This window comes from Pedococcus sp. 5OH_020 (assembly GCF_027812955.1).
Taxonomy (GTDB): Bacteria; Actinomycetota; Actinomycetes; order Actinomycetales; family Dermatophilaceae; genus Pedococcus.
Genome location: NZ_JAPYZV010000019.1, coordinates 1 through 18921 on the forward strand (window position 1 = coordinate 1; position 18921 = coordinate 18921).

The 18921-nt window shown below is 67.7% G+C and carries 24 protein-coding genes; 12 read left to right on the plus strand and 12 right to left on the minus strand.

The genetic code is table 11. The annotated features are described in order from the left end of the window. Positions 1-178: 178 nt before the first annotated feature. Positions 179-568: a TIGR03618 family F420-dependent PPOX class oxidoreductase gene (locus PHA84_RS20370; protein ID WP_270889975.1), complete on the minus strand. Its 390-nt coding sequence runs from the start codon at positions 566-568 to the stop codon at positions 179-181. Between the two features lie 382 nt (positions 569-950). Between PHA84_RS20370 and PHA84_RS20375 the strand changes: the two genes are divergently transcribed. Continuing rightward, positions 951-1796, plus strand: coding sequence for a recombinase family protein (locus PHA84_RS20375; RefSeq protein WP_270889976.1), 846 nt, complete (start codon positions 951-953; stop codon positions 1794-1796). 902 nt (positions 1797-2698) lie between these two features. Then, complete coding sequence (locus PHA84_RS20380) at positions 2699-2827, plus strand: hypothetical protein (RefSeq protein ID WP_270889977.1); 129 nt, start codon at positions 2699-2701, stop codon at positions 2825-2827. 169 nt (positions 2828-2996) lie between these two features. On the opposite strand, the gene PHA84_RS20385 is transcribed toward PHA84_RS20380, so the two are convergent. Beyond that, entirely contained in the window at positions 2997-3437 is a 441-nt protein-coding gene (locus tag PHA84_RS20385; RefSeq protein ID WP_270889978.1) for a hypothetical protein, read from the minus strand. A 399-nt stretch (positions 3438-3836) separates the two neighbouring features. Between PHA84_RS20385 and PHA84_RS20390 the strand changes: the two genes are divergently transcribed. Beyond that, a complete protein-coding gene (locus PHA84_RS20390; protein WP_270889979.1) occupies positions 3837-4472 on the plus strand; it encodes a nuclease-related domain-containing protein in 636 nt (211 codons plus the stop codon). A gap of 247 nt (positions 4473-4719) precedes the next feature. Here PHA84_RS20390 and PHA84_RS20395 read toward each other — a convergent pair whose 3' ends face one another. The 6 genes from PHA84_RS20395 to PHA84_RS20420 form a co-directional block, all read right to left on the minus strand. Continuing rightward, a complete protein-coding gene (locus PHA84_RS20395) occupies positions 4720-5817 on the minus strand; it encodes an MBL fold metallo-hydrolase (RefSeq protein ID WP_270889980.1) in 1098 nt (365 codons plus the stop codon). After that, complete coding sequence (locus tag PHA84_RS20400; RefSeq protein WP_270889981.1) at positions 5798-6136, minus strand: hypothetical protein; 339 nt, start codon at positions 6134-6136, stop codon at positions 5798-5800. Before PHA84_RS20400 ends, PHA84_RS20395 begins: the two co-directional genes overlap by 20 nt. A gap of 265 nt (positions 6137-6401) precedes the next feature. Then, positions 6402-7130, minus strand: coding sequence for a hypothetical protein (locus PHA84_RS20405; protein ID WP_270889982.1), 729 nt, complete (start codon positions 7128-7130; stop codon positions 6402-6404). A gap of 79 nt (positions 7131-7209) precedes the next feature. Next, the gene (locus tag PHA84_RS20410; protein WP_270889983.1) at positions 7210-7380 is read right to left on the minus strand and encodes a hypothetical protein; all 171 of its coding nucleotides are present in this window, start codon (positions 7378-7380) and stop codon (positions 7210-7212) included. 71 nt (positions 7381-7451) lie between these two features. Continuing rightward, positions 7452-7871: a YdcF family protein gene (locus PHA84_RS20415; protein ID WP_270889998.1), complete on the minus strand. Its 420-nt coding sequence runs from the start codon at positions 7869-7871 to the stop codon at positions 7452-7454. 1338 nt (positions 7872-9209) lie between these two features. Further along, a complete protein-coding gene (locus PHA84_RS20420; protein WP_270889984.1) occupies positions 9210-10094 on the minus strand; it encodes a hypothetical protein in 885 nt (294 codons plus the stop codon). A 767-nt stretch (positions 10095-10861) separates the two neighbouring features. Between PHA84_RS20420 and PHA84_RS20425 the strand changes: the two genes are divergently transcribed. Then, positions 10862-11218, plus strand: a complete 357-nt coding sequence (locus tag PHA84_RS20425) for an Lsr2 family DNA-binding protein (RefSeq protein ID WP_270889985.1) — start codon at positions 10862-10864, stop codon at positions 11216-11218. 97 nt (positions 11219-11315) lie between these two features. Here PHA84_RS20425 and PHA84_RS20430 read toward each other — a convergent pair whose 3' ends face one another. Together PHA84_RS20430 and PHA84_RS20435 are read right to left on the minus strand one after the other, a co-directional pair. Then, positions 11316-11732 carry a helix-turn-helix domain-containing protein gene (locus PHA84_RS20430; protein WP_270889986.1) on the minus strand — a complete coding sequence of 139 codons (417 nt, stop codon included), beginning with the start codon at positions 11730-11732 and terminating at the stop codon, positions 11316-11318. Beyond that, complete coding sequence (locus PHA84_RS20435; protein WP_270889987.1) at positions 11729-11920, minus strand: hypothetical protein; 192 nt, start codon at positions 11918-11920, stop codon at positions 11729-11731. The genes PHA84_RS20430 and PHA84_RS20435 overlap by 4 nt, the downstream gene beginning before the upstream one ends. Positions 11921-12166: 246 nt before the next feature. On the opposite strand from PHA84_RS20435, the gene PHA84_RS20440 reads away from it, so the two are divergent. From PHA84_RS20440 to PHA84_RS20470, 7 genes are all read left to right on the plus strand, one after another. Next, positions 12167-13198, plus strand: coding sequence for a DUF4192 domain-containing protein (locus PHA84_RS20440; protein WP_270889988.1), 1032 nt, complete (start codon positions 12167-12169; stop codon positions 13196-13198). A gap of 151 nt (positions 13199-13349) precedes the next feature. Further along, positions 13350-14228: a hypothetical protein gene (locus PHA84_RS20445; protein ID WP_270889989.1), complete on the plus strand. Its 879-nt coding sequence runs from the start codon at positions 13350-13352 to the stop codon at positions 14226-14228. Between the two features lie 64 nt (positions 14229-14292). Next, a complete protein-coding gene (locus PHA84_RS20450; protein ID WP_270889990.1) occupies positions 14293-14565 on the plus strand; it encodes a hypothetical protein in 273 nt (90 codons plus the stop codon). Next, a complete protein-coding gene (locus PHA84_RS20455) occupies positions 14562-14834 on the plus strand; it encodes a hypothetical protein (RefSeq protein ID WP_270889991.1) in 273 nt (90 codons plus the stop codon). Before PHA84_RS20450 ends, PHA84_RS20455 begins: the two co-directional genes overlap by 4 nt. Before the next feature lie 396 nt (positions 14835-15230). Next, complete coding sequence (locus PHA84_RS20460; protein WP_270889992.1) at positions 15231-15428, plus strand: hypothetical protein; 198 nt, start codon at positions 15231-15233, stop codon at positions 15426-15428. 346 nt (positions 15429-15774) lie between these two features. Next, complete coding sequence (locus tag PHA84_RS20465; protein WP_270889993.1) at positions 15775-16074, plus strand: DUF6221 family protein; 300 nt, start codon at positions 15775-15777, stop codon at positions 16072-16074. 283 nt (positions 16075-16357) lie between these two features. Continuing rightward, entirely contained in the window at positions 16358-16714 is a 357-nt protein-coding gene (locus PHA84_RS20470; protein WP_270889994.1) for an ANTAR domain-containing protein, read from the plus strand. Positions 16715-16916: 202 nt separating this feature from the next. Here PHA84_RS20470 and PHA84_RS20475 read toward each other — a convergent pair whose 3' ends face one another. Together PHA84_RS20475 and PHA84_RS20480 are read right to left on the minus strand one after the other, a co-directional pair. Continuing rightward, positions 16917-17123, minus strand: coding sequence for a hypothetical protein (locus tag PHA84_RS20475; protein WP_270889995.1), 207 nt, complete (start codon positions 17121-17123; stop codon positions 16917-16919). Beyond that, on the minus strand, positions 17120-17419 hold the full coding sequence (locus tag PHA84_RS20480; protein WP_270889996.1) for a thioredoxin family protein: 300 nt from the start codon (positions 17417-17419) through the stop codon (positions 17120-17122). Before PHA84_RS20480 ends, PHA84_RS20475 begins: the two co-directional genes overlap by 4 nt. A gap of 628 nt (positions 17420-18047) precedes the next feature. Between PHA84_RS20480 and PHA84_RS20485 the strand changes: the two genes are divergently transcribed. Continuing rightward, positions 18048-18632, plus strand: a complete 585-nt coding sequence (locus PHA84_RS20485; RefSeq protein ID WP_270889997.1) for a DoxX family protein — start codon at positions 18048-18050, stop codon at positions 18630-18632. The last annotated feature ends 289 nt before the right edge of the window (positions 18633-18921 follow it).

Consider the following 18921-nt stretch of genomic DNA (forward strand, 5'->3'; position numbering starts at 1 on the left):
GCCACACCCCACCCGGGGGCTCTCACCTCGTCAACACGACTCGCCTGCCACCAACCTCATGGCCGGGTACACCTAGGCTGCCAGCCACGCCCTACATCTTCTCCGACATGGCCAGCGGCGAGCAGTGGCGCAGCGACCTTGAGCCCGCGCCTTGCGGACCTGCGGCGTGGAGCCAGTGCTACAGGTTTCCGAGGACCCGGTCCACCGAGATCTCGATGACCACGCGCTGCGGGTTGGGGCGCGGCAACCTGTAGCGGTCTGCATACCGGGCCACGGCATCGGCCACGGCTGCAGCTTCGGTGCGAAGCCTGGCGACGCCCTCCAGCGAGAGCCAGTGCCTGCCCTCGAGCTGGCACAGCACCGCGCGCCTCCCGGCGGCCGCATGCCGGGCCTTGCGGCTCGTACCGCTGGTGATGACCCGCGCGACAAGCTCGTCCGCGTCCCAGGTGAAACCCACCGGCACGGCATGAGGCGAGCCGTCGTCCCGCAACGTGGTGAGCGTCGCGAGGTGACGCACGGTGAGGAAGTCGCGCGCGGCGGAAGAAAGGTCTTGAGGAGCAGTAGCCACCCACAGAGTCTGACCCTTGGCAGCTGTTGCTCAAACCGACGGTAACGAGCCCGATGCCGGCGTTCCGGAGCGCCGGCGACTGTCAGGGATCCCACCGTGACGGCTGGGGATCTGGACGACTGGTGATCGGCTCGTCCCACACGTCGAAGGTCCGAACCCGCGGACGTTCCTCTGCCCGGTCGGCGAAGCCCAGGAGCGGCGCCTTGCCGCCCCCGGCGCGACCGTGGAGGGCGGCAATCCAGTGGTCGTACGAGCCAGGCGCCAGGTCCCACGCGACGCGATGGTCGACAAGTCGGCCGTGAAGGCCCAGCCTGTGCACCTGCGTGTGATGGCGTCCACACAGCAGCGCCGCGTTGTCGGTTGTGAGTTAATCTGACCCCTTGTGAAGACTCCTCAGGCGGCTGCGATCTACGCACGCATCAGCAGTGACACCGAGGGCACCGGCCTCGGTGTCACTCGACAGGTACAGGACTGCCAACGTCTTGCCGAGCAGCTGGGCTGGACTGTGGCGGAGGTGTACACCGACAACGACTTCTCGGCCTACTCCGGCAAGAAGCGACCGGCGTACGGGCAGATGCTGGACGACATCCGCGACGGCATGCGCGACGCCGTGCTCGTCTACCACGTCGACCGGCTGACACGTCGACCCGTGGAACTTGAGGAGTTCCGGGAAGCCTTGGACACGGCTGGGGTCAAGCATGTTCGGTTCGTCGTCGGCGACAGCGACATCATGACCGGCGACGGCCTGATGGTGGTCCGGTTCCTGGCCGCGGTCGCTGCGAACGAGTCGGCGTCGAAGTCACGGCGGGTCAAGCGGAAGTTCCAGCAGAAGGCCGAGAAGGGTGAACCTCACGCCGGAGGACCGCACCGACCCTTTGGATACGCCCACGACAAGGTCACCGTGCGTGAGGACGAGGCCGCCGTGATGCGAACCTTGGTGGCGCGGTTCCTGGCCGGTGAGTCGCTGCGGTCGCTGACGGGGTGGCTGGACGAGCAGGAGGTGCGAACGGTGGCTGGTGGGCCGTGGAAGACGCCAACGTTGCGGACTCTGATTGCTTCGGGGCGGATTGCCGGTCTGCGTGAGCATCAGGGACAGGTCATTGGGCCTGCGGTGTGGGAGCCGATCATCAGAGCCTCCTCCGGCAGCGCCCCTTCCACCTTCATAAGAGCGGCAACGGAGGCAGGATCCACCTGCGACGACTCGAAGACTGTCTTGATATCGACGTAGGTTGAAACGACATCCTTGTCGTTGAGCAGACTCTTCTGGGCGCGCAGGAACACTGTCGACTTGCCCGTGCCCTTGCGACCGATGAGGAACGTTGTGTTCGTGCGGCGAAGCAACTTGTGAACGTGATCGTGCGGAAGCGGGTCAACGTACAACTTCTCGATTAGGTCTTCACCCTGTGCGCTCTCGAGTTCGGCGCGTCGGTACAGCTTCAGGGACTGAATGGCTTCCGCAAATCGATCCAGCTCTTCGGTTGTGAACTCCGCCATTGGATCCTCCGTCTCGGCGCGGCTACTGGGGGAGTCTTGCACCTGGTAGAAGGACAGGCACGCAGCGGCCCCGGCCGGGGGATGTACTAGCGACTAGCCGCGTTGTCGAGGTCGGTGGCACCGCCGTCCGCCCAGTGCCTCAGATGATGGCATTTAGTGTCGCACCCTGGGTAGGTTCTCTGGAGGTCCGTGTAGTTCACAGTGCTCGATTCGTACTCGCCGACGCTTAGCCACCACGCTGCGGGAAGACCGTGTGTCGAGGTCGTCCAGGCCCCCAGCCGTCGGGCCCGGCCCGGGCTTGGGTCTCAAGGGCAGCGCAGGCTTGCTCGCGGGCGTAGCGCAGTACCCCTCCTCGAAGAAAAGCCATCGCTCAGGCAGGTCGCCGAACACGTTCGAACCACATGTCGCCCCGCTCATGCGCGAAGCAGTAATCGGCGGGACTGGAGCGGGTCGCCGAAGCGGTCCCCTGCGGGCCGCGGACCCCAGCCGGCCACAAGGAATCCTGCGGACTAAACGAGGGGCATGGTGCCGTTCGAGAACTCCGTAAAACGACAAGGGCCCCGTCCTCCACGTTGACGGCTAGAGCAGGGGAAGGGTGTGGCTCCTGGTCTTCGCGCCCTTCTCCAGGATCCGGTCTTGACCTTCAACGTCCTCATCTCCCGAGACGGCCAGATGGCGGCGTTCGTAGCCCTCGCGGACGGGCAGGTGCGCGCTGTCGCGTGTGGTGTGTCCCGTGGCTCGGCCCACGAGCGACGCCCGCATTAGGAGCGAGACAAGGAGTGCGCCAAATAACGAATCCCATTGCAGGACAACGGCTCTGGGTTTGCGATCTGCCGGGAGCTTCTGGGTAGTTTGGACCTTCTGGGTACCTGTGAGGTACCTCGCGGCAGCCGGGCGACGTGGTGGAGTCGGCCGGCTGGAGCGTGCCCTGGACTCAAACAGAGGTCGTCGTCGGTTGCTCGCTTGGGTCTTGGTCACCTCGTGGAGGTACGAGTCGACGGAGTTGCCTGAAGACGAACAAGCCGGCGCAGACTCCGACGCCTTGCGCGAACGTGTCGGAGAGCCAATGGCTGGGCAGGACCTGCCGGAGGAGGCCGTGGAGCACGACAATCACGGCGAAGGAGGTCAGGCCCACGAGCAACCCCGCAAGCCGGCGTTGCCAAGGGTAGGGCGAGCCGTCTTGGGGCCAGGCGATCTGGGACTCCCAAAGCATGAGGAAGCCAGCGGGGATCAGAAGCGCGAAGGGCACCAGTACCCAAGCGCTCCCGAACGGCTCAAAGCCCATCATCAGGATCGCGCCGAGGAATCCCAGCACGACAATGGCGGCCCCGGCCACCCCTATCCGCCTGCGCACGAAGTCGATGGTGCCACGCACCGTCTTCGCGCGAGCCGTCTTTGCGCGGATTCGCCGGGGTTGGATGGGTGGACCGAAGTGATCAGGGAAAGCCACCGACCCGATAGCGGAGCAGGGGAGCCTGCCGGAGTGGTCGGGTCAAGGGTGGCCGCAGGCCATCACGGAGTGACGCGTAGCGCCCTTGATGCGGCCCGGAGGTGGGCGGAGAGTGGAGCGCAGGGTCGGCGGCTCAAGGTCAGGGTCCCCTCAAAAAGGGTCAATCCGGCTCCGTGGGAGCGCGTGCTGAGCCATGCTCGCTTCGTGCTCCGGAGTGGAAATCGGGCTGGTCGGTCGAGCCAGCAGAAGTACGACGAGCTTATGAAGGCGTGGAGGCAGCGGAATCGAGTCCTCTTCCGGTGGCTGGCTGCATCCGCCTGGTTGATGCTCATCGGCTCGCTGGTGCTCTCTCGCGTGGTCAGCTCGCAAGCTTGGCTGTTCGGCGTTCTGGGCGGCATGGCGTTCGCTGTCTACCTGACCTTCCGCTTGTCTGGCCCGGGTTGGATCGAGAACTGGCAGCAGGGGGTCTGGGGCGAGCAGTCAACGGCAAAGGCACTGCGACCACTCGAGCGGTTGGGGTGGGTGGTTCTGCACGACTTGCCCGCCGGTCGCGGCAATGTCGACCACATCGCGATCGGTGCCGGCGGCGTCTTCTTGCTGGACTCGAAGCGGCTCGGCGGATCCGCGACAGTGACGGACGGCATACTGACCGTCGAGCGCTTCGGGGACTCGGACCTGCAGTACACCCACCCAGGACCGGGACACTTGCTGGGGCTTGCGCGCGAGACTCATGATCGCGTTCGAGCCGCGACCCGTCTCAGTCAGTGGGTGACCCCGGTGATGGTGATGTGGGGTGACTTTCCGCAACGCTTGGTGGAGGACCGATGCGTCTACCTTCACGGGGACGAACTTGCCGCCTGGCTTGCCTCTCAGCCGCAGCGAATCGCGCCGAACCGCGTCGGCCAGGTCGCTGAGGCAGTTAAAGCGGCATGGAAGCCGGTGCTCGCCGACGCCGGGTAGCGGGTCAAGCGAGACGCAGCACTAGTTGGAGGCCTCGGCTGGTGCTGCGTTCTGATGCGTGGGGTGCGGTGGGGTGCGCGCAGGGCGCGAAGCGCCCGGAGCGCGGGGCCCCATCGCGGGGCCCCGCGCCTCGCGGCGGAGCCGCGCTTGAACCAGTAAAGAAACTCCTCACGAACCTTCCCATCACGAAGGCACAAGCAATCGCCTGACGGGCCGGGACACCCGCCTCCAGGGCAAGACGCAGACCTCAGCACAATTTGAGCGCAGGGCCGAAGAGTTGGACCTTCCAGTCGCTTGCCTTTCCAGCTCTCGCTCGCACTTGCCCGGCCATACCCCAGGGATCATGAACGTTCGTGGCAATCTGATTGAGAGTGGCGGCCGTGCCCCGAACTGAGTTGGATGGCTTGGGTATGGACGGCGTCGCTGTGGCATAGACGCTGGGGGTCCTCCGGCAAAGCTCTGCCTGCTGCGCGGTGGTGGGTAGGCCAGACGATCGATAGGGCGCGATGACCGCGACAGGCTGATCGGTCAGGAGCCTTGCCCAGACTTCGGGGTGGTCCGCATTCGTGCTGCCGTGATGAGCGACCTTGTAGAAGCTTGCACGGGACTCGGGCGAAAAGGTGCTCAAGACCGCACCCCAGCCGCAGCCAGCCGGACCCGTCAGGAGGTCAGCGCCAAGAAGAGCTGACTTGTCGCCAACCTCAACCCATAGGGCGACCGCAAGCTCATTCGGATCCACGAAGGGTGGTCGGATCGTGCTGCCAGGGCTAGGGAAGTATTTGTGTAGTTTCTGCAACGTCAACGATACAGCTTGATCTGAGGGAGACAGGCTTCGAACAGAGACGGCGGGAGAGGCGGTGCCTGTGATCCGAGGGTGCAATAGACGGCCTTCAAGCGCGTAGCGCCTGCGGCTCATCCCCGTTGTCATGCCCCGACTCAGTATCAGGTCGTTCACTTGACGGAACTCTCCGAAGTTCCGTTTTTTGAGGCCCGTAGTCGCCAAGGCGTCGAGCTCGATGAGTGCGGCGAATTCCTCACGGCTGAGAGCGGTCGGGCAGACAAAATCTGCGTCGGTGCATGCGTCGAAGATTTCCGAGATTCCCGCGATGTGGTCATCGTGAGCATGGGTCGCCACCACCATCTCCACCTGCGATGCGGGGTCGACACCAATAGACTCGAAGTACCTCAGGACCGCATTCTGACCCGAACGTTGATCGCGGCACGAATCGACAACTATCCACCGCCCATCCCCCAAGTGGAGGGCACTTGACTCGCCCTTGCCGGGACCGAAGACGCTAACTTCGAACTCGTCCGCGTCCGGTGCATCAGTCGGAGAAGCGCTCAAGCGCCTGGGCCCTCTCCCTTGCGGCACGCAGCGCCTCATCAAGTACCTGTTGGCTCCAGATGCCCAAGCGTCGCATGGCCAACGTGGACGTCCTTATAGGCTGCCCCCCGTCCCCGATGACAGTCCTAACGTTGCAATAGAAGGGGGCGCCGGGGGCTAGGAGTTCTCGGTCGCTTTCTGCGACAAGCGATCTATCGAAGTCAGCGTGGACCGTGGGGCCCTCATGATCAAGCGGTACTAGCTCTGCCGTGAAGTAGTCGACCTCTACGCCGAGTACTTGGCCCTCCCACCTCTGCATGCCTGTGACGCGTTCAGGCATGCTCCGCGCGGGAGACGGGACCACAAAATTGGATTGGAGGTTCCTGGCGCGCGCCGCGATGTCACTAGTTTGTGTCGTCGTGGTTTCCGCGACAGTAATGCGAATAGGGCGTTCGGTACGCGCGGGGATCTTCGTGACTCCGGCGCTTGACATGCCTACCAAGTCTTGAGCAGGGGTCGGCGTGGTCCGGGCCTGAGTCACTCCGAGGCGCCGCACCGACGCTCCGGTGTTCGCACTTGAAACGGTTTCAGTCGACCAGCCGAACTTAGTTTCCAAAGTACATTACCCTCCTCATAACAGCCCGAGCATTGCGAAGCGAGAGGGACCAATGGCTCTCGAGCACCGTTATGGCCCTGAGGTTTTTCTCTGAAGATGGTTCATCTTCTTCGCCCGATTCGCGCACGTCTTCGAAAAGTTCGTCCCGACTGCTTGGCTGATGACCATCGGGAATCAGGGCGAAATGGTCGTTGTATCCAACGTACACGCCATATGGGCGAATCCGATTGGAGGGCTGGACGGTCACCTGGACGCGGCCAGACTGGTCATCCTGGCGCGCGGCAAGAATGGACAGACTTAGGGTGCCGGGCAATTTTAGAGTGTCAGACCAAGGCTCTTTCGGCGCGAGAGTGTCGCCAATCTTGTGCCATTGAGCATCGGTCGCAGTCTTGAAGTGGTAGTCGTGATTGATTCCTAGTGCTGCCACCGGTGTGTGGGGCAGGGCTCGGAGGATTCCGATCGCGATATCCCGCATCCTGTCCGTCTCCGCTAGCTTGTCCGAAGAGAGTTGCAGCGCATCCTTAGTGGCATTGCACTCGAACCATGGTGCTTCGAAGTTCGAGATATCGGGCGTGGCTAGGCGTGGCTTGGTTTCAAGAAAGTCCTCAGAACTAATCAACTTCTGCGCCAATAACCATCCATGAGTGATAATGGCCGGGTTGAAGTGACCGCGTATGACGATGCTTGCGCTTTCGAGTTCGGGCCTCGCCTCCACCATCTAAGCGTCCTCCTCGCGTTCACTCGCACTGGGCATGTCAAGCAGATCATGCCAGTGGTGGCATGGGGCTCGCTGAGGATCAGATCTCTTCGGACAGGTGGGCGGGTGTCGCGTCGTGAATCAGGCGCTGCCGGAACCCACCACCGACGAGCCGTGTGAACGCCTGCCTAACGTCCTCTGTCACTGTTTGGGGTGCGGCGAAGCCTTGCTCGGCATAGACCCAGATACGTTGCGTGTCGCCGACCAGCATGTTGAGGACCTTGTCTGCGTCTCCGATGGTGGCGATGTAGTCAGGAAGCGATATGGGCCGCGACGAACAGATCACCTCGAGCTCAGGCCAGAGCTTCTTGCAGGTCGCGTAGGCGCGACGTTGTTGGTAGGGCCGGCTGATGATGGTTGCGGACTTCGGGTGGATGCCCTCGCGGTCGAGCAGCGCCCGAGTCGGGTGAAGTTCTCGCCGGTGTTGCGTGCGTGTTCTTCGAGGACGATCGCTGTATCCGGGACTCCCAGCTGTTCGGCTCGTTCGGCGTAGTGGACCGCTTCACCGCGCGGGAAGACTTCGACAGTTGTCGGTGCGTTGGCTCCGGTAAAGACGATGAGCGGGAAACGGCCCTGCCGGTAGAGGTCTGCGGTGTGCTCGGCAACGCCGATGTCGTGGCTGCCGAGCCCGATAGCGATGTCGGTGTTGCGCGGCTCATGATGCATCTGGTGGTAGTCCCAGAGGACCTGCGCGTCGTCCATCACGCTCACGGTGGCACTCCTCGGTCCGGCATGTCGTATGTGTAGGTCCCCGAGAAGCGCGAGGCCGCGTGCGCGCCGGGGGCGTACTCGCCGTCCGCGGTCCTTATAGCCGCGCGTGGTTGGCCGCCATCGTTTGGGCACACGTCCTTCGGGGGTTGGGGCGAGGTCTCCGTGTCAAGGGGTCAAGCGGTCTGTATACCCGGCCGCGACCAGTCCTTCGTGGGCCTCCCCATCGCTGCACGTGTCACCGGCTCATGGGCGGCGAAGCCCCGGCCGGCGTAGACGCCAGAGGCGTCGGGTGTCGTCGACGAGCATGTTTAGAACCTCACCGCCGCGCGGGCTGAGTGCGAGGCCGTGGAATCGGCGTTGGAGGCGCGGCTCGACAGTGCAGGCGAAGGCTAGTAGCCCAGGGCGAGAGGCACAGTGAATCCTTGGCACGTCGGCGGGCGGGGCCCGCCGACGTCGCCGTTCCACCTTTGCCGGGCTTGGACACCATCGTGGCGTCCGCCCGCAGGATGGAGTCAGGCCATCACGGCAGTTCAAAGCCGTCGCGGACGTGCAGCGAGAGTGTCAGTGGTCGCTGAGAGGCTGTTCACATGCGGGTTGAGCGACTGCGGTGCCCGATCTGTCGCGCTCCATTGACGGACGATGATGGCGCGAGGACCAAGAAGGGTCATCCGGTTCACGCTGCCTGCCTGGAGCAGGCACGTGCCACCGGCGCCGGGTCTCAGGCGGCCCACGGGGAAGGCCGTCCGGCGACGAACACCCAGGGCGCTGGCCTCAGAGCGAGTCGGCCCGGCTGCTGTCCCATCTGCCTGCTCGCCTTTGCTGCGGGCACGCGCATTGGTCCCTGCCTCGACGGGCAGTGGTGCCATGCCTCGTGTGCAGGGGCGCAGCAGGCGGCGGCTCGGAACAAGGCCGAGATCCTCGCCGGTGAGACCTATCGCTCGCGTCGGGAGAGCACGTGGCGTCGCGGCGTCTCGCCGGGGAGTTCACGTCGCAAGACGTGACCTGGTTACGCGAGGATCGGTGCCTGAAGAGCAGCCCGAGAGAGCTGCCCCCATCCCGCCCTGGGCGGTACCACCACGGTCGGGGCTTTTGCGCTCGGTCGCGATCCGCTCGTAGGTCCAGCCCTCGCTGTGCAGCTCGATCGCGCGGTCGCGATCGCGAGTGCGCTGTTGCGGTGCCGGCCGTCCACTCGGGGGCGGCGACGCGCATGGGACCTCCGACCCTGCCCGGCGTCGCTGCCGCGCAGGCCCGAGATCCGCCGCGGACCCGCAGGCATTAGGCATGCTGCGCGAAAAGCGCAACGCGGGGTGAACCGAGGCTGGCCGTGCCTCAAGTGAAGCAGGGACCGCCGCCAAGGCGGCGCAGGCCTTCCAGGTCGCCGTCGGCGAAGGTCAGCTGCCGGCTGTTCCGGGGTGCCATGAGCTGGGTGGTGTCGTCGATGTGGGTGAGTCCGGCGAGGTGGGCCAACTCGTGCAGGACGATGGCCTGGCCCTGCCACCAGCCGTCGCCCGGGCGGTTCAGGATCTGGGTGAACGACGGCCCGTCCAGGTACACGGTGCCGCTGACCCAGTGCTTGTCTCGCTCCGATGAGTACGGTGCGCCCGCCGGTCCGGCAAGCCCCGCGACGGCGCCGGCAAGCTGAGGGACTCGGGTGGGGTCGCTCCAGGCGACGAGCACCGGAGACCAGCGGTCCCCGTACCGTTCCGGATCCGTCGGCGGACGCTGCGACGCGGGAGGCTCGTCCGTGGGCCCGTCGAGGACGAACCGCAGCCCTGTGACGCGGCTGACCTCACCAAGCCCGGTCGACAGGAGCTTGGCTGCTCCCGGTGGTGCCGACGCCGAGTTGACGACGACGTGGACCGGGCGGCAGGGGTCCCACCGGACCGGCTCGCTGCCCGGGCCGCTGAGGGTGTCCATGAACGCGTACGCAAATGACCGGCTCTGCGGGGCACTGGGGGCGCCGAGCGGGTGGTTGGAGGCGTCGGCGGGGACCGGCGGCCACGACGCTCGCGCACCGGCTCCGGTCACCGGGCTGCCGAGGGGCCTGGCCGCGAGGTCGCCGAGCGGAGCGACCGGAATGCCGGCGATGCTCCTGTCGGTGGACTCGCCGACCACCTGGTCGCGCAGCCACAAGGCACCGACCACCAGTGAGAGCGCGACGACCAGGGAGACCAGGGCGGACGGCGACCGCGGTGAACGCCGAGGCCTTCTCATTACGGCCTGCGGGATCGGGGGTACCGAGACCGCCGGCATGGGATGCCCGCTGGACCGGCGACGGCGAGGCCGGGCCCGGCCGGCCTGCACGTCGGCCAGGCACCACAGGCATAACGCGCGCCCAGTGCCCGAGTCCACGCCGACCCGTTCACCTGCCACGAGCAGCTCCCCGCACGCGCACCGCACATTGTCGGGCAGCGTGGTTACCGCTATGCCGTTGCCGATGTCCAAAGCCCTGCCCTCTGCCGCTCACCTGTGCGGAACACCGTGGCCGACCCACACGCGAGATGTGGCGTGACCTCCGTAGACGGCCGCGAAAATCACCCGTTCGGCTGAGGCTGAACGCGGTCGCGGGAACCCCCGTGTCAGGCAGTGCCTCTACGCTTTTTCTCAGCCCGAATGAGGCGCTGCGCCGCTCTCGCGCAGTGCGATCGAGCGGTGGACGCGCGCCACGAAGACGCCATGTCGTGATGCCTCCTTCGCCATGCAGGACAACGAAGGAGGCAGAACCATGAGTCGGTCACCAGCAGCGTGGTACCCGCGAAGGATGACGCCCGTCAGTTGTACCGGCACGGGCAATGCTGGACGGAGCACTTGACTCCGGCAGGGCGACGTCACGGCCATTGTCCCCGGACCCTTAGGCGCAAGGCTCACCAGCGTCGCAGAGGGCCCTAGGCAGTCGCGGGCACTGTCGGCGCGAGGCTGAAGGTTGTCGTCTGTGATTGGATGCGCATTGTCGCGGTTCGAATACTTGGATAGGTGAAACGTTGAAGGTCACGATCGACTCGACCGAGCCGTTGGATGATGCCCTTCGCGTCATCGGCGCGCTGTACAACGTAAGGCTGACTGTCGTGGACGACACTGCTGCCGCCCAAGGGCCTGCCGCGGTAGCCGACCCGCAGGTCACGGCGCCCGAGGAGGACAAGCCGTCTCAGCGGTCCACGCCGACACCGTCACCGCGCCGTCGGCAGAACACCGCTTCGAAGCGGGAAGGCCGAAACGTCGTGTCTGTCAGCGTTTCCGAGATGCGCAGCTGGGCACTGGCCAACGGTCACCCGGTCAGGGCGCGCGGCACGCTGCCGGCCTCGGTGACGGCCGCCTACGCGGACGCTCACAGCGGCTGACGGCGGACCCCTACGGAGTCGCCTGCCGCCCTTTCGTGCTTGCCTCGGCGGCGGAGGCGTCGGCCACGTCAGTGGTTATCGGGCGCCGCATCAGTGGTCATCGGGCGTCGTCGGCGGTGGGCGGCACCACTACGGTCCGGGGCTTTGCTGACTGCGCCACCCCACGAGTTTCCTCCAGGCCGAGCAGTCGGCACCGCGCCTCGACGATGCGCAGGATGGCCAGCGCGGCGGCCACGTCACCGGCCAGGGCGTCCGGCCACAGGGCGGCCTGGACGGCGTCCAGCCGCCGCGTCTCCTGGAGTCGCAGCTGGCCTACCGCTTCGGCCTGTTGGGTGGCGAGAGCGTCGCTGACGATGTGACAGACGGTGCCGCGGTTGGCGTAGCCGAGCTCGGTGGCGATGCTCTCGTAGGTCCAGCCCTGGGTGCGCAGCTCGATCGCCCGGGCGCGGCGGGCAGCCGCCAGGGCGCGGTTGCGGTGCCGGCCGGCCACCCGCGGGAGCGCGGCGACACTCATGGCGACGTCCGACCATGCCGTTGCGGAGGACGCCGCTCGGGACTGACCTCAGCTGCGGTCCGCAACAGCGCGTCCTGCCCTTCCGCGTTGCCCGCGACCGCCGGGAACGCTGCGCCGCCTGCGTGGGCCTGTCGCGTCTCCACGGCGGCAGCGCTGAGGCGGTGGACGCGGTCGGTGGTTGGCCCCATGCTCCCAGGGTACGCAGCAGGGGCGACAACACGGGGCGCCACCCCGCGAGGGAACGAGTGACGAATTCCCTGTAACCGCAAGGCGATTCAGGGTACAATGGGTACCACGAGGTTGGGATAACCACGTCCAGATCAAGGGCTGGAGAAACCCCCTCGCACTGCAAGCCCGCCACCGTCGTGGCGGGCTTTCTTCATGTCCGCGCACCGTCCCGCGCGCCCGCTCACCCACCCGAAGGAGTTCTTGTGATGACCCATGCCCTGAGACTGACCAGTCCCGGCGACCTGATCGCCGTCGTGCCCTACATCCTGGGCTTCCACCCCAGTGACAGTGTCGTCGTGCTGTGCGTGCACGACGCCCACCTGGGCCTGCTGCAACGCCTCGACCTGCCCGCCGTCGGTCACGAGGACCACGTCGCCGACGCGCTCCTGCCGGCGATCCTGCGGGAACGCCCCGACGCGGTCCTGGTCATCGGCTACGAGGACTCACCCGGCCAGAGCGTGGCGGTCCTGGCCGCGGTGGACCGGGCCCTGCGCGCCGCGGGCATCCCGGTCAAGGACCGCCTTGTGGTCCACGACGGCCGGTGGCGGTCCCTGGACTGCGACAACCCGTCCTGCTGCCCGCCGGGTGGCACGCCGGTCCCGGAACCGCCGGACCTGGCGGCGATCGCCGCGGAGTTCGTCGGCCAGGAGGTCGCCCCCCACCCGGACCGGGCGAGTCTGGCCCGGCAGCTTGAACCCCACGACGACGCGCTGACCGTGGCGGCACTGATCGAGGGCCGCGACAGCACCGACCGGTCCCAGGGAGAGTCGGACCCGTTGCCGGTGTGGGCGGTCGTCCTCGACGCCAGCGACGCTCCCCGGCCGCTGACGGCAGCCGACGCGGCCCGCGCTGCGCTGTCGCTGGGTGACGTGCAGGTCCGTGACGCCCTGGTCGGCTGGCTCACCCCCGGCAGCGTCGACCCCGCGGTCTTCGCACCAGACGTGTGGCGCCTGTTCTCCGGCGTGGACCGGGCGTGGGATGAGCACGACAGTGACGCCACCGCGGTGATCGCCCAGAACCGGGTCCAGGCCCGGCTGGTGCGGCTGTGCGCGATGCTGCCCGACCCGCACGCCGCCCCCGCGCTGAGCGTGTTGGGATGCTTCACCTGGTGGCGCGGCAACGGCGCCCTGACCCGCGCCGCCCTGGACCGGGCCCTGCGCTGCCAGCCGGACTACCGGCTGGCGCAGCTGTTGGAGGCGATGGTCGACCTGGCCATCCGCCCCCGACCGCATTCATAACGCAAGCCACCACATCGGATCACACCCTGGCCTGCCGCGCTGCGCGGCGGGCCTTTGCCATGCCCGTGCCCAGAACCTCCTGCCGCCACCCGGTGCCAGGACAAACCCGTCCGCACAGGGCGGTCCAACCATGAAAGCGAGAACACCCGTCATGAGCACAGCCACCTACGCCGCGCCGCTGCGCGCGGTCCCCACTCCGCCCACCAAGGAGCGGTTCGCCTTCCTGCTCGCCGTCCGTCGCCGGGCGCAGCGGGCCCTCGACGCCGCACTGGCCCTGCCCCGCGGCGCCGCCGGGTGGGCGCTGCGGCACCTGCGCGCGCTGCTCGACGGGGCAACCGACCGCCGGGTCCTGGCCTGGGCCGGCGCCCGCCTGACCGACACCCTCCGCCTGGTCCGCGGGATCGGCCTGGTCCCGCTCGCCGCGTCAGTACTCAGCACACCGCCGGTCTGGCGCGCCGCCGTGCGGTTGGCCGGGGCGGCCGGGTCGGCCCTGGCGGCCCTGGGCCGCGGCGCCTGGACCCGGATCAGCAGCCTCCTGCACCGCGGTGGCAGCACCGGGGCACGGATCGCCCACGCCCTGTCCAGCGCGGGCACCGCCCTCGCCGGGGCCGCGGGCGCGGCGGCGGCGCGCACCGCCGCCCAGCCCGTCATCGACACGGTCGAGTGCCTGGGCGGGCTGGTCCGCCCGGTCAGCCACAGCGTCGTCACGCACCGCCTCCTGAGCCTGCTCGTCCCCACGATGTGGCTGCGTATCGCGGTCGAGCTCATCGCCCTGCCACTGCTGCTCGTCCCGGCACTGCCGGGACGGGTTCGCCCCGACGCGGCCGGCACGCCACCCCTGGCACCCGTGGCACCCGTGCACCCGACCCCGGCCGAGAACCCGAGCGCTCCAGCGCACCAGCCCGCGGCCGACGGGCACGGCACGCCCCTAGCTGACCCGGCTCCGGACGACGAGCCCCTCAACCGGGCCGAGCGCCGCGCCCACCAGCAGGACCAGGCCCGGACCCGGCGGGCCCAGACCCGCCACTGACCACCCACACGGCAGCGGCCCCACCCAGGGGCCGCTGCCGCGCCGGGTCGAAAGGAGCAACACCGTGTTGATCGTCATCAGCATCGCCGCGGCCGCCGCCCTCACGGTGGTGGCCTACACCCACGTCCGCAGGCACTCACCCGAGGCCGGCACCGAAGGCCTGCGCGCCGTCCGCGAGCTGGCCGCCATCGTCGTGGTCTGCACCAAGGCCGTCGAGGGCATCGTCGACGTCCTCGCCGGCGCGCAACGCCTCCACCCCGCCCCGGCCACCGGCTGGGGCCAGTCCGATTCGTACGACCGCGACTACGACCCCGACTACGAACAGGACGAGCCATGACCGCCGCCCCGCACCAGCTCCACGTGGTCGGGGGCCACTCCCAGAACCGGGGAGGCTGCACGGTGGCCTGCCAGGCCACCCTGCACGGCCCCCAGGACACCAGCGTCCGCACCCTGATCCCGGTCACCGGCACCAGCGGACCCCACGTCGCCGTACGGATCGGGCCCATCCTCCTGCTCATCGCAGACCGGCCAGCCATGAAGTCCGTACTCGACGCGTGGCTCCACGCCGACCAGTTGGCCGCCGCGGCATTCGAGCAGAAGCCGTAATACTCAGGTCGCAGGGGCGGCACCCGGCAAGGTGCCGCTCCTGCACTTCTCAAAGGCAGCTTCTCGAGGCAGCCTCCATATCGGGCGCTCTGGGGCCACCTGTGCGACCGAACTTCGGTGGCAAACCTCTGGGACGGCGGCGGATGGCTAGGTACTCGATTCGGCTCGCGCTGACTGCGTTCTGGTCCACGCGCGGCGTAGGCGTCGATACCGCGTCAACGCCGGCGATAGATCGCCGTCCAGGGGGCGAGCGCGCCACCTCCCGCTCGTTTGGGATCGCCCAGCCAGCTCGCGCCCCTTGACTGAGTCGTCGTGCAATGCTGCCGCATGGACGAATCAACCAGAGCCAACACGCGAGCGGCGCTGGCGCTTGTCACGGCTTGGCTGGAAGACCCCATGGGCGAAGCCGAGTTCCCGACCCGGACTATGATCGAGCTCATCGGTGAGCTTGGCCGGGGTGATGACATCGAGGGTCTGGTCAGCCTCATCATCGGTGCCGTCACCTTGTCCGGGCACCTGCTCGAGCGGATCAGGGACGCCACCGGCGTCCCCGTGCAGCAGACCTTGCGCGACGTCGCGCTCGCATACGCCTGAGTCCGCCGACCGCCGCCGATGCTCCCGCTGTGCCGTCGGGAGCCGCCGTGTCCCGCGTGGTTCGGGAGTTTGCCACGAGTGATTGCTGACGCCTTGCCGTTCTCTCCATCCGAAAATCTCGACTCAAGTGGTCGTGACCTCGCGACCCGGCGGGGAAACCCATGAAGTCGCCACGATGAATCCCTCCGTCCGTGCCGCGGACCGCGACTCGGTCACCGTCCACCACTCTCGCGCCCATCGCCCCTTTTCGGCGAGCTCGGCGCAGGGATCGTTGGGACGTTTCCGCCGCGCTGCCCGTTCCCTGCGGCGCCTGGTCGTATCGGGGCAGTTCGGGCAGCGGGGCGCCATGACTGACCTGCGGCCGATCAGCCTCGTGTGCGAGCGTGGCGACATGACGCTCACCGAGTTCCTGGAGGCTCGGATCACCGAGCAGGAGATCCGCTGCCGGACCATCCTGGACACCGAGGACGTCAGCCCCTGGGTCCGGCGGTCGCTGCAGGTGGCCCTGGCTGACTGCCGGGCGAAGCGGCGGATCATCGAGGTCCAGACCGGCCTGGGCGACGACGACGAGCCCAGCTGGGAGCTGATGGCGTTGGCCGAGGTCTGGGCCGACCACCCGCACTACCGCCAAGACTGGCGGCCGTAGGTAGTTGCGCGCGCCCCCTCAACCCTGGGGGATTGGGGAGGGGGCGCGCCGCAGCATGCTGCCACAGGGGGCCGGCGGGTCTCAAGATGGCTCCGAAGGGCCATGGCGGGGCCTGGTCGGCGGCGGGAGCATCAGGTGTTGGGTGCCTGACGGGGCTATCTCCCGGGGTGAATTGCCGGGCGGGTCGCTGGGTAGGGGTGTTACCGGCACCACCCGACGTGGTCCAGCAGGGAGGCCACGAACCACGTCAGCCGATGCACTGGGCGAAGCGAGGTGCAGCACCATGGACCCCAAGGAACATCGCACCGAAGAACTCACCGACGAGGTCCTCGCCGACGAGATCACCCTGCTGGGCGAGCTCATGGCGTCCGCAGCAGCCGCCGGCCGGCCACTGACCCAGGCGGAGGTCGACCAGGCCCTGGGTTTGGCTGACCGAGCCGACGACGTTCGCGAGCGACTCGACGAACACGCCGTGGTCGAGCGGGCCACCGGGTACATCGCTGAAACCCGAGGTCTGGACATGAGCCAGGCGCGCAGCGTCCTGCGAGCGGCTGCAGCCGAGGCGGGCGTCGCGGAGGTCGACGCCGCCCGAGAGGTTCTCAAGGGGCCTTCCTTGGCGTCGCGGGAGCCGCGGGAGTGACCGGACGCGACGGGCCGCCCCAGGTAGAGGGGGCGTGGCTGAGGACGGGCAAATGTCCAGCCGTGGCGGCCCTCGTGTCGCTCGCCATAGCCCTTTCCAGCCATCTATTGAGCCCAGTGTGGCCCATGGCGTCCTGCTGGCGCGCGTTCGAATCTGCCCGAAGCCGTACACCTGCTCACCTCCCAGACCAGAGCGGTGTGGCTCAGACGACCTCGGGTGGCTTCGGGCGGCCCGTCCACGAACTCTTGTGTCCGCGGGGGAACACCCAACGGAACAGACTCAGCCCCGGTCGCTTGCACCAGCAGTCCTCTGCGCAGCCACAGGCGACCAGCCCCATCCGCTCCCGCACCACGCCGACGACCGCCGCGGTCACGTAGAGCACCGCCAACCAGCCGAGGAGCCGTTTCATGACAAGACCTCCACAAGTTGTTCCACGGTTGGCGAGCCGGCCAGCCCATCAGGAGTCTTGAACACTCGGCAGGCCCAGGCCGGCTGCTCGGCACCTGTTGCGAACGGATCCTTCCCGTTGACCAGGATCGTCGGCGAGCCTATGAACCCCAAGCGCTCGGCCTCCTCAGACGTCTCCACCAGGACGTGACGCACCGACACACCGCCACGCCCGACCTCCGCCAGGGCAGCCCCCAGCCGCTGCTCAGCCACGCTCCAGTGCGGACAGCCGTCGAAGTACAGGAGGGACACGTCCATACGCCCATGATGCGCCCGGCTCCCGGCAGTGGCGACGCCGGCGCCGGGAGGCGAGCGAGTGACCCGAGCTGGTTACCTGTAGGAGGGCAGGACAGGTACCTCAGAGGTACCCGCCGAGGTCAACACACGGAACCGGCCCCCGGGTGGTACGTGAAACTGAAACTGGTGCTGGCCGGACCCGGACCTGCGGCGCCGCATCGGCTCCCCGCCGAGGGGTACCTGTTGTGATGGCGTCGCCGTTGGCGTCCAACAGCGTGGCGCCGGCGGTGTCGTCTCAGGAGTCGGCGGGACGCGCTTTCGACGGACCGGTCACCCTGAGCCAACCGAGCGGCTTCCACAGGCGAGCAAGAGCCCAGCCCCCGTCCTGACGGAGAAGTCTGCGGAGCAGGCGGTTGCGGCCGCCACCGGCATAAGGAGTAGGCCAGCACAGGCTCGGTGCACAGTGATGTCGTTCGCCTCGGCGATCTAGTCGGTCGAGGGGGCCTTGCAGGGCGTGGGCGACGCGCTGGTGTCGCCGCGCCTCGCTGCACCAGCCACGATCCTCGGGCGTCGGCCTGCAGCGTGAGTCTCCGGACTCGCCGGGGCGGTTCATTGGTTGGCTCGGGCGGCCTGGGGGTACCGGTAAGGCATGCAGATCGGGCGACTTGCTGCGCGTGTGGTCATCGGAGGGCTCTTCGTCGGTCACGGGACACAGAAGCTTTTCGGGTGGTTCGGCGGCCCCGGTCTTGAAGGCACCGAGCAGATGATGGGCGCCATCCAGATGCGCCCCACCCGCGCTAACGCCCTTGCAGCCGGCGTGAGCGAGACCGCCGGTGGGGCCCTGCTAATAGCCGGCGCTGCGACGCCGTTGGCCGCCTCCGCGCTCATCGGCACGATGGTCACGGCCATCCGCAAGGTGCACCAACCCAAAGGTGTGTGGGCCGCGCAGGGCGGGTGGGAGTACAACGCCGTCCTCATCGCCGCCCTGTTGGCCCTTGTCGACGCAGGCCCGGGGGATGTGTCGGTGGATTCGGCACTGGGTCGCCAGGAGTGGGGACCGGGATGGGCCGTCGGTGGCCTGGCCGCCGGCGCTGCCGCATCGGCCGCCGCCATCGCCCTCGGTCGACACGCGTCCTCCGACCAGGCCACCTCTTCCGGCTCAGACGGCTCCATCGCCAAGGCCACCACCGACGACACCGCAGGCGATCCAGTCACCAAAGACAGCGCGGGCTGACGCACCTACACCCGGCGTGACATCGCGAAGACCGACAAGGCCGTGCACGGGGCGTTCAACTCAGACGCCTCACCGGTACCGAACCTCGCCCGCATGGCAGAGCACCGAGCGTGCCCGCGTGCGGATGCGACCTGCGGGGCGGGCACTGGGCCCTTCAGCCAAGGAGAGACCCGAGGCCTGATTATGGCCTCCAGCGTTGCCGTGGTAGTTCACTTAGCCTCGATCCACCGATGGGCCTGAGGTGTTGAGCGCGCCGTAACAACGAGATGCCCCGCCGTGCTGGGAGATT

Coding starts and splice junctions, on each gene's coding strand:
- PHA84_RS20390 (WP_270889979.1), top strand. CDS start 3,837: ATGCTCATCGGCTCGCTGGTGCTCTCTCGCGTGGTCAGCTCGCAAGCT.
- PHA84_RS20400 (WP_270889981.1), bottom strand. CDS start 6,136: ATGCCTGAACGCGTCACAGGCATGCAGAGGTGGGAGGGCCAAGTACTC.
- PHA84_RS20405 (WP_270889982.1), bottom strand. CDS start 7,130: ATGGTGGAGGCGAGGCCCGAACTCGAAAGCGCAAGCATCGTCATACGC.
- PHA84_RS20410 (WP_270889983.1), bottom strand. CDS start 7,380: ATGCTGGTCGGCGACACGCAACGTATCTGGGTCTATGCCGAGCAAGGC.
- PHA84_RS20415 (WP_270889998.1), bottom strand. CDS start 7,871: ATGGACGACGCGCAGGTCCTCTGGGACTACCACCAGATGCATCATGAG.
- PHA84_RS20420 (WP_270889984.1), bottom strand. CDS start 10,094: ATGAGAAGGCCTCGGCGTTCACCGCGGTCGCCGTCCGCCCTGGTCTCC.
- PHA84_RS20430 (WP_270889986.1), bottom strand. CDS start 11,732: ATGAGTGTCGCCGCGCTCCCGCGGGTGGCCGGCCGGCACCGCAACCGC.
- PHA84_RS20435 (WP_270889987.1), bottom strand. CDS start 11,920: ATGGGGCCAACCACCGACCGCGTCCACCGCCTCAGCGCTGCCGCCGTG.
- PHA84_RS20440 (WP_270889988.1), top strand. CDS start 12,167: ATGACCCATGCCCTGAGACTGACCAGTCCCGGCGACCTGATCGCCGTC.
- PHA84_RS20445 (WP_270889989.1), top strand. CDS start 13,350: ATGAGCACAGCCACCTACGCCGCGCCGCTGCGCGCGGTCCCCACTCCG.
- PHA84_RS20455 (WP_270889991.1), top strand. CDS start 14,562: ATGACCGCCGCCCCGCACCAGCTCCACGTGGTCGGGGGCCACTCCCAG.
- PHA84_RS20460 (WP_270889992.1), top strand. CDS start 15,231: ATGGGCGAAGCCGAGTTCCCGACCCGGACTATGATCGAGCTCATCGGT.
- PHA84_RS20465 (WP_270889993.1), top strand. CDS start 15,775: ATGACTGACCTGCGGCCGATCAGCCTCGTGTGCGAGCGTGGCGACATG.
- PHA84_RS20470 (WP_270889994.1), top strand. CDS start 16,358: ATGGACCCCAAGGAACATCGCACCGAAGAACTCACCGACGAGGTCCTC.
- PHA84_RS20475 (WP_270889995.1), bottom strand. CDS start 17,123: ATGAAACGGCTCCTCGGCTGGTTGGCGGTGCTCTACGTGACCGCGGCG.
- PHA84_RS20480 (WP_270889996.1), bottom strand. CDS start 17,419: ATGGACGTGTCCCTCCTGTACTTCGACGGCTGTCCGCACTGGAGCGTG.
- PHA84_RS20485 (WP_270889997.1), top strand. CDS start 18,048: ATGCAGATCGGGCGACTTGCTGCGCGTGTGGTCATCGGAGGGCTCTTC.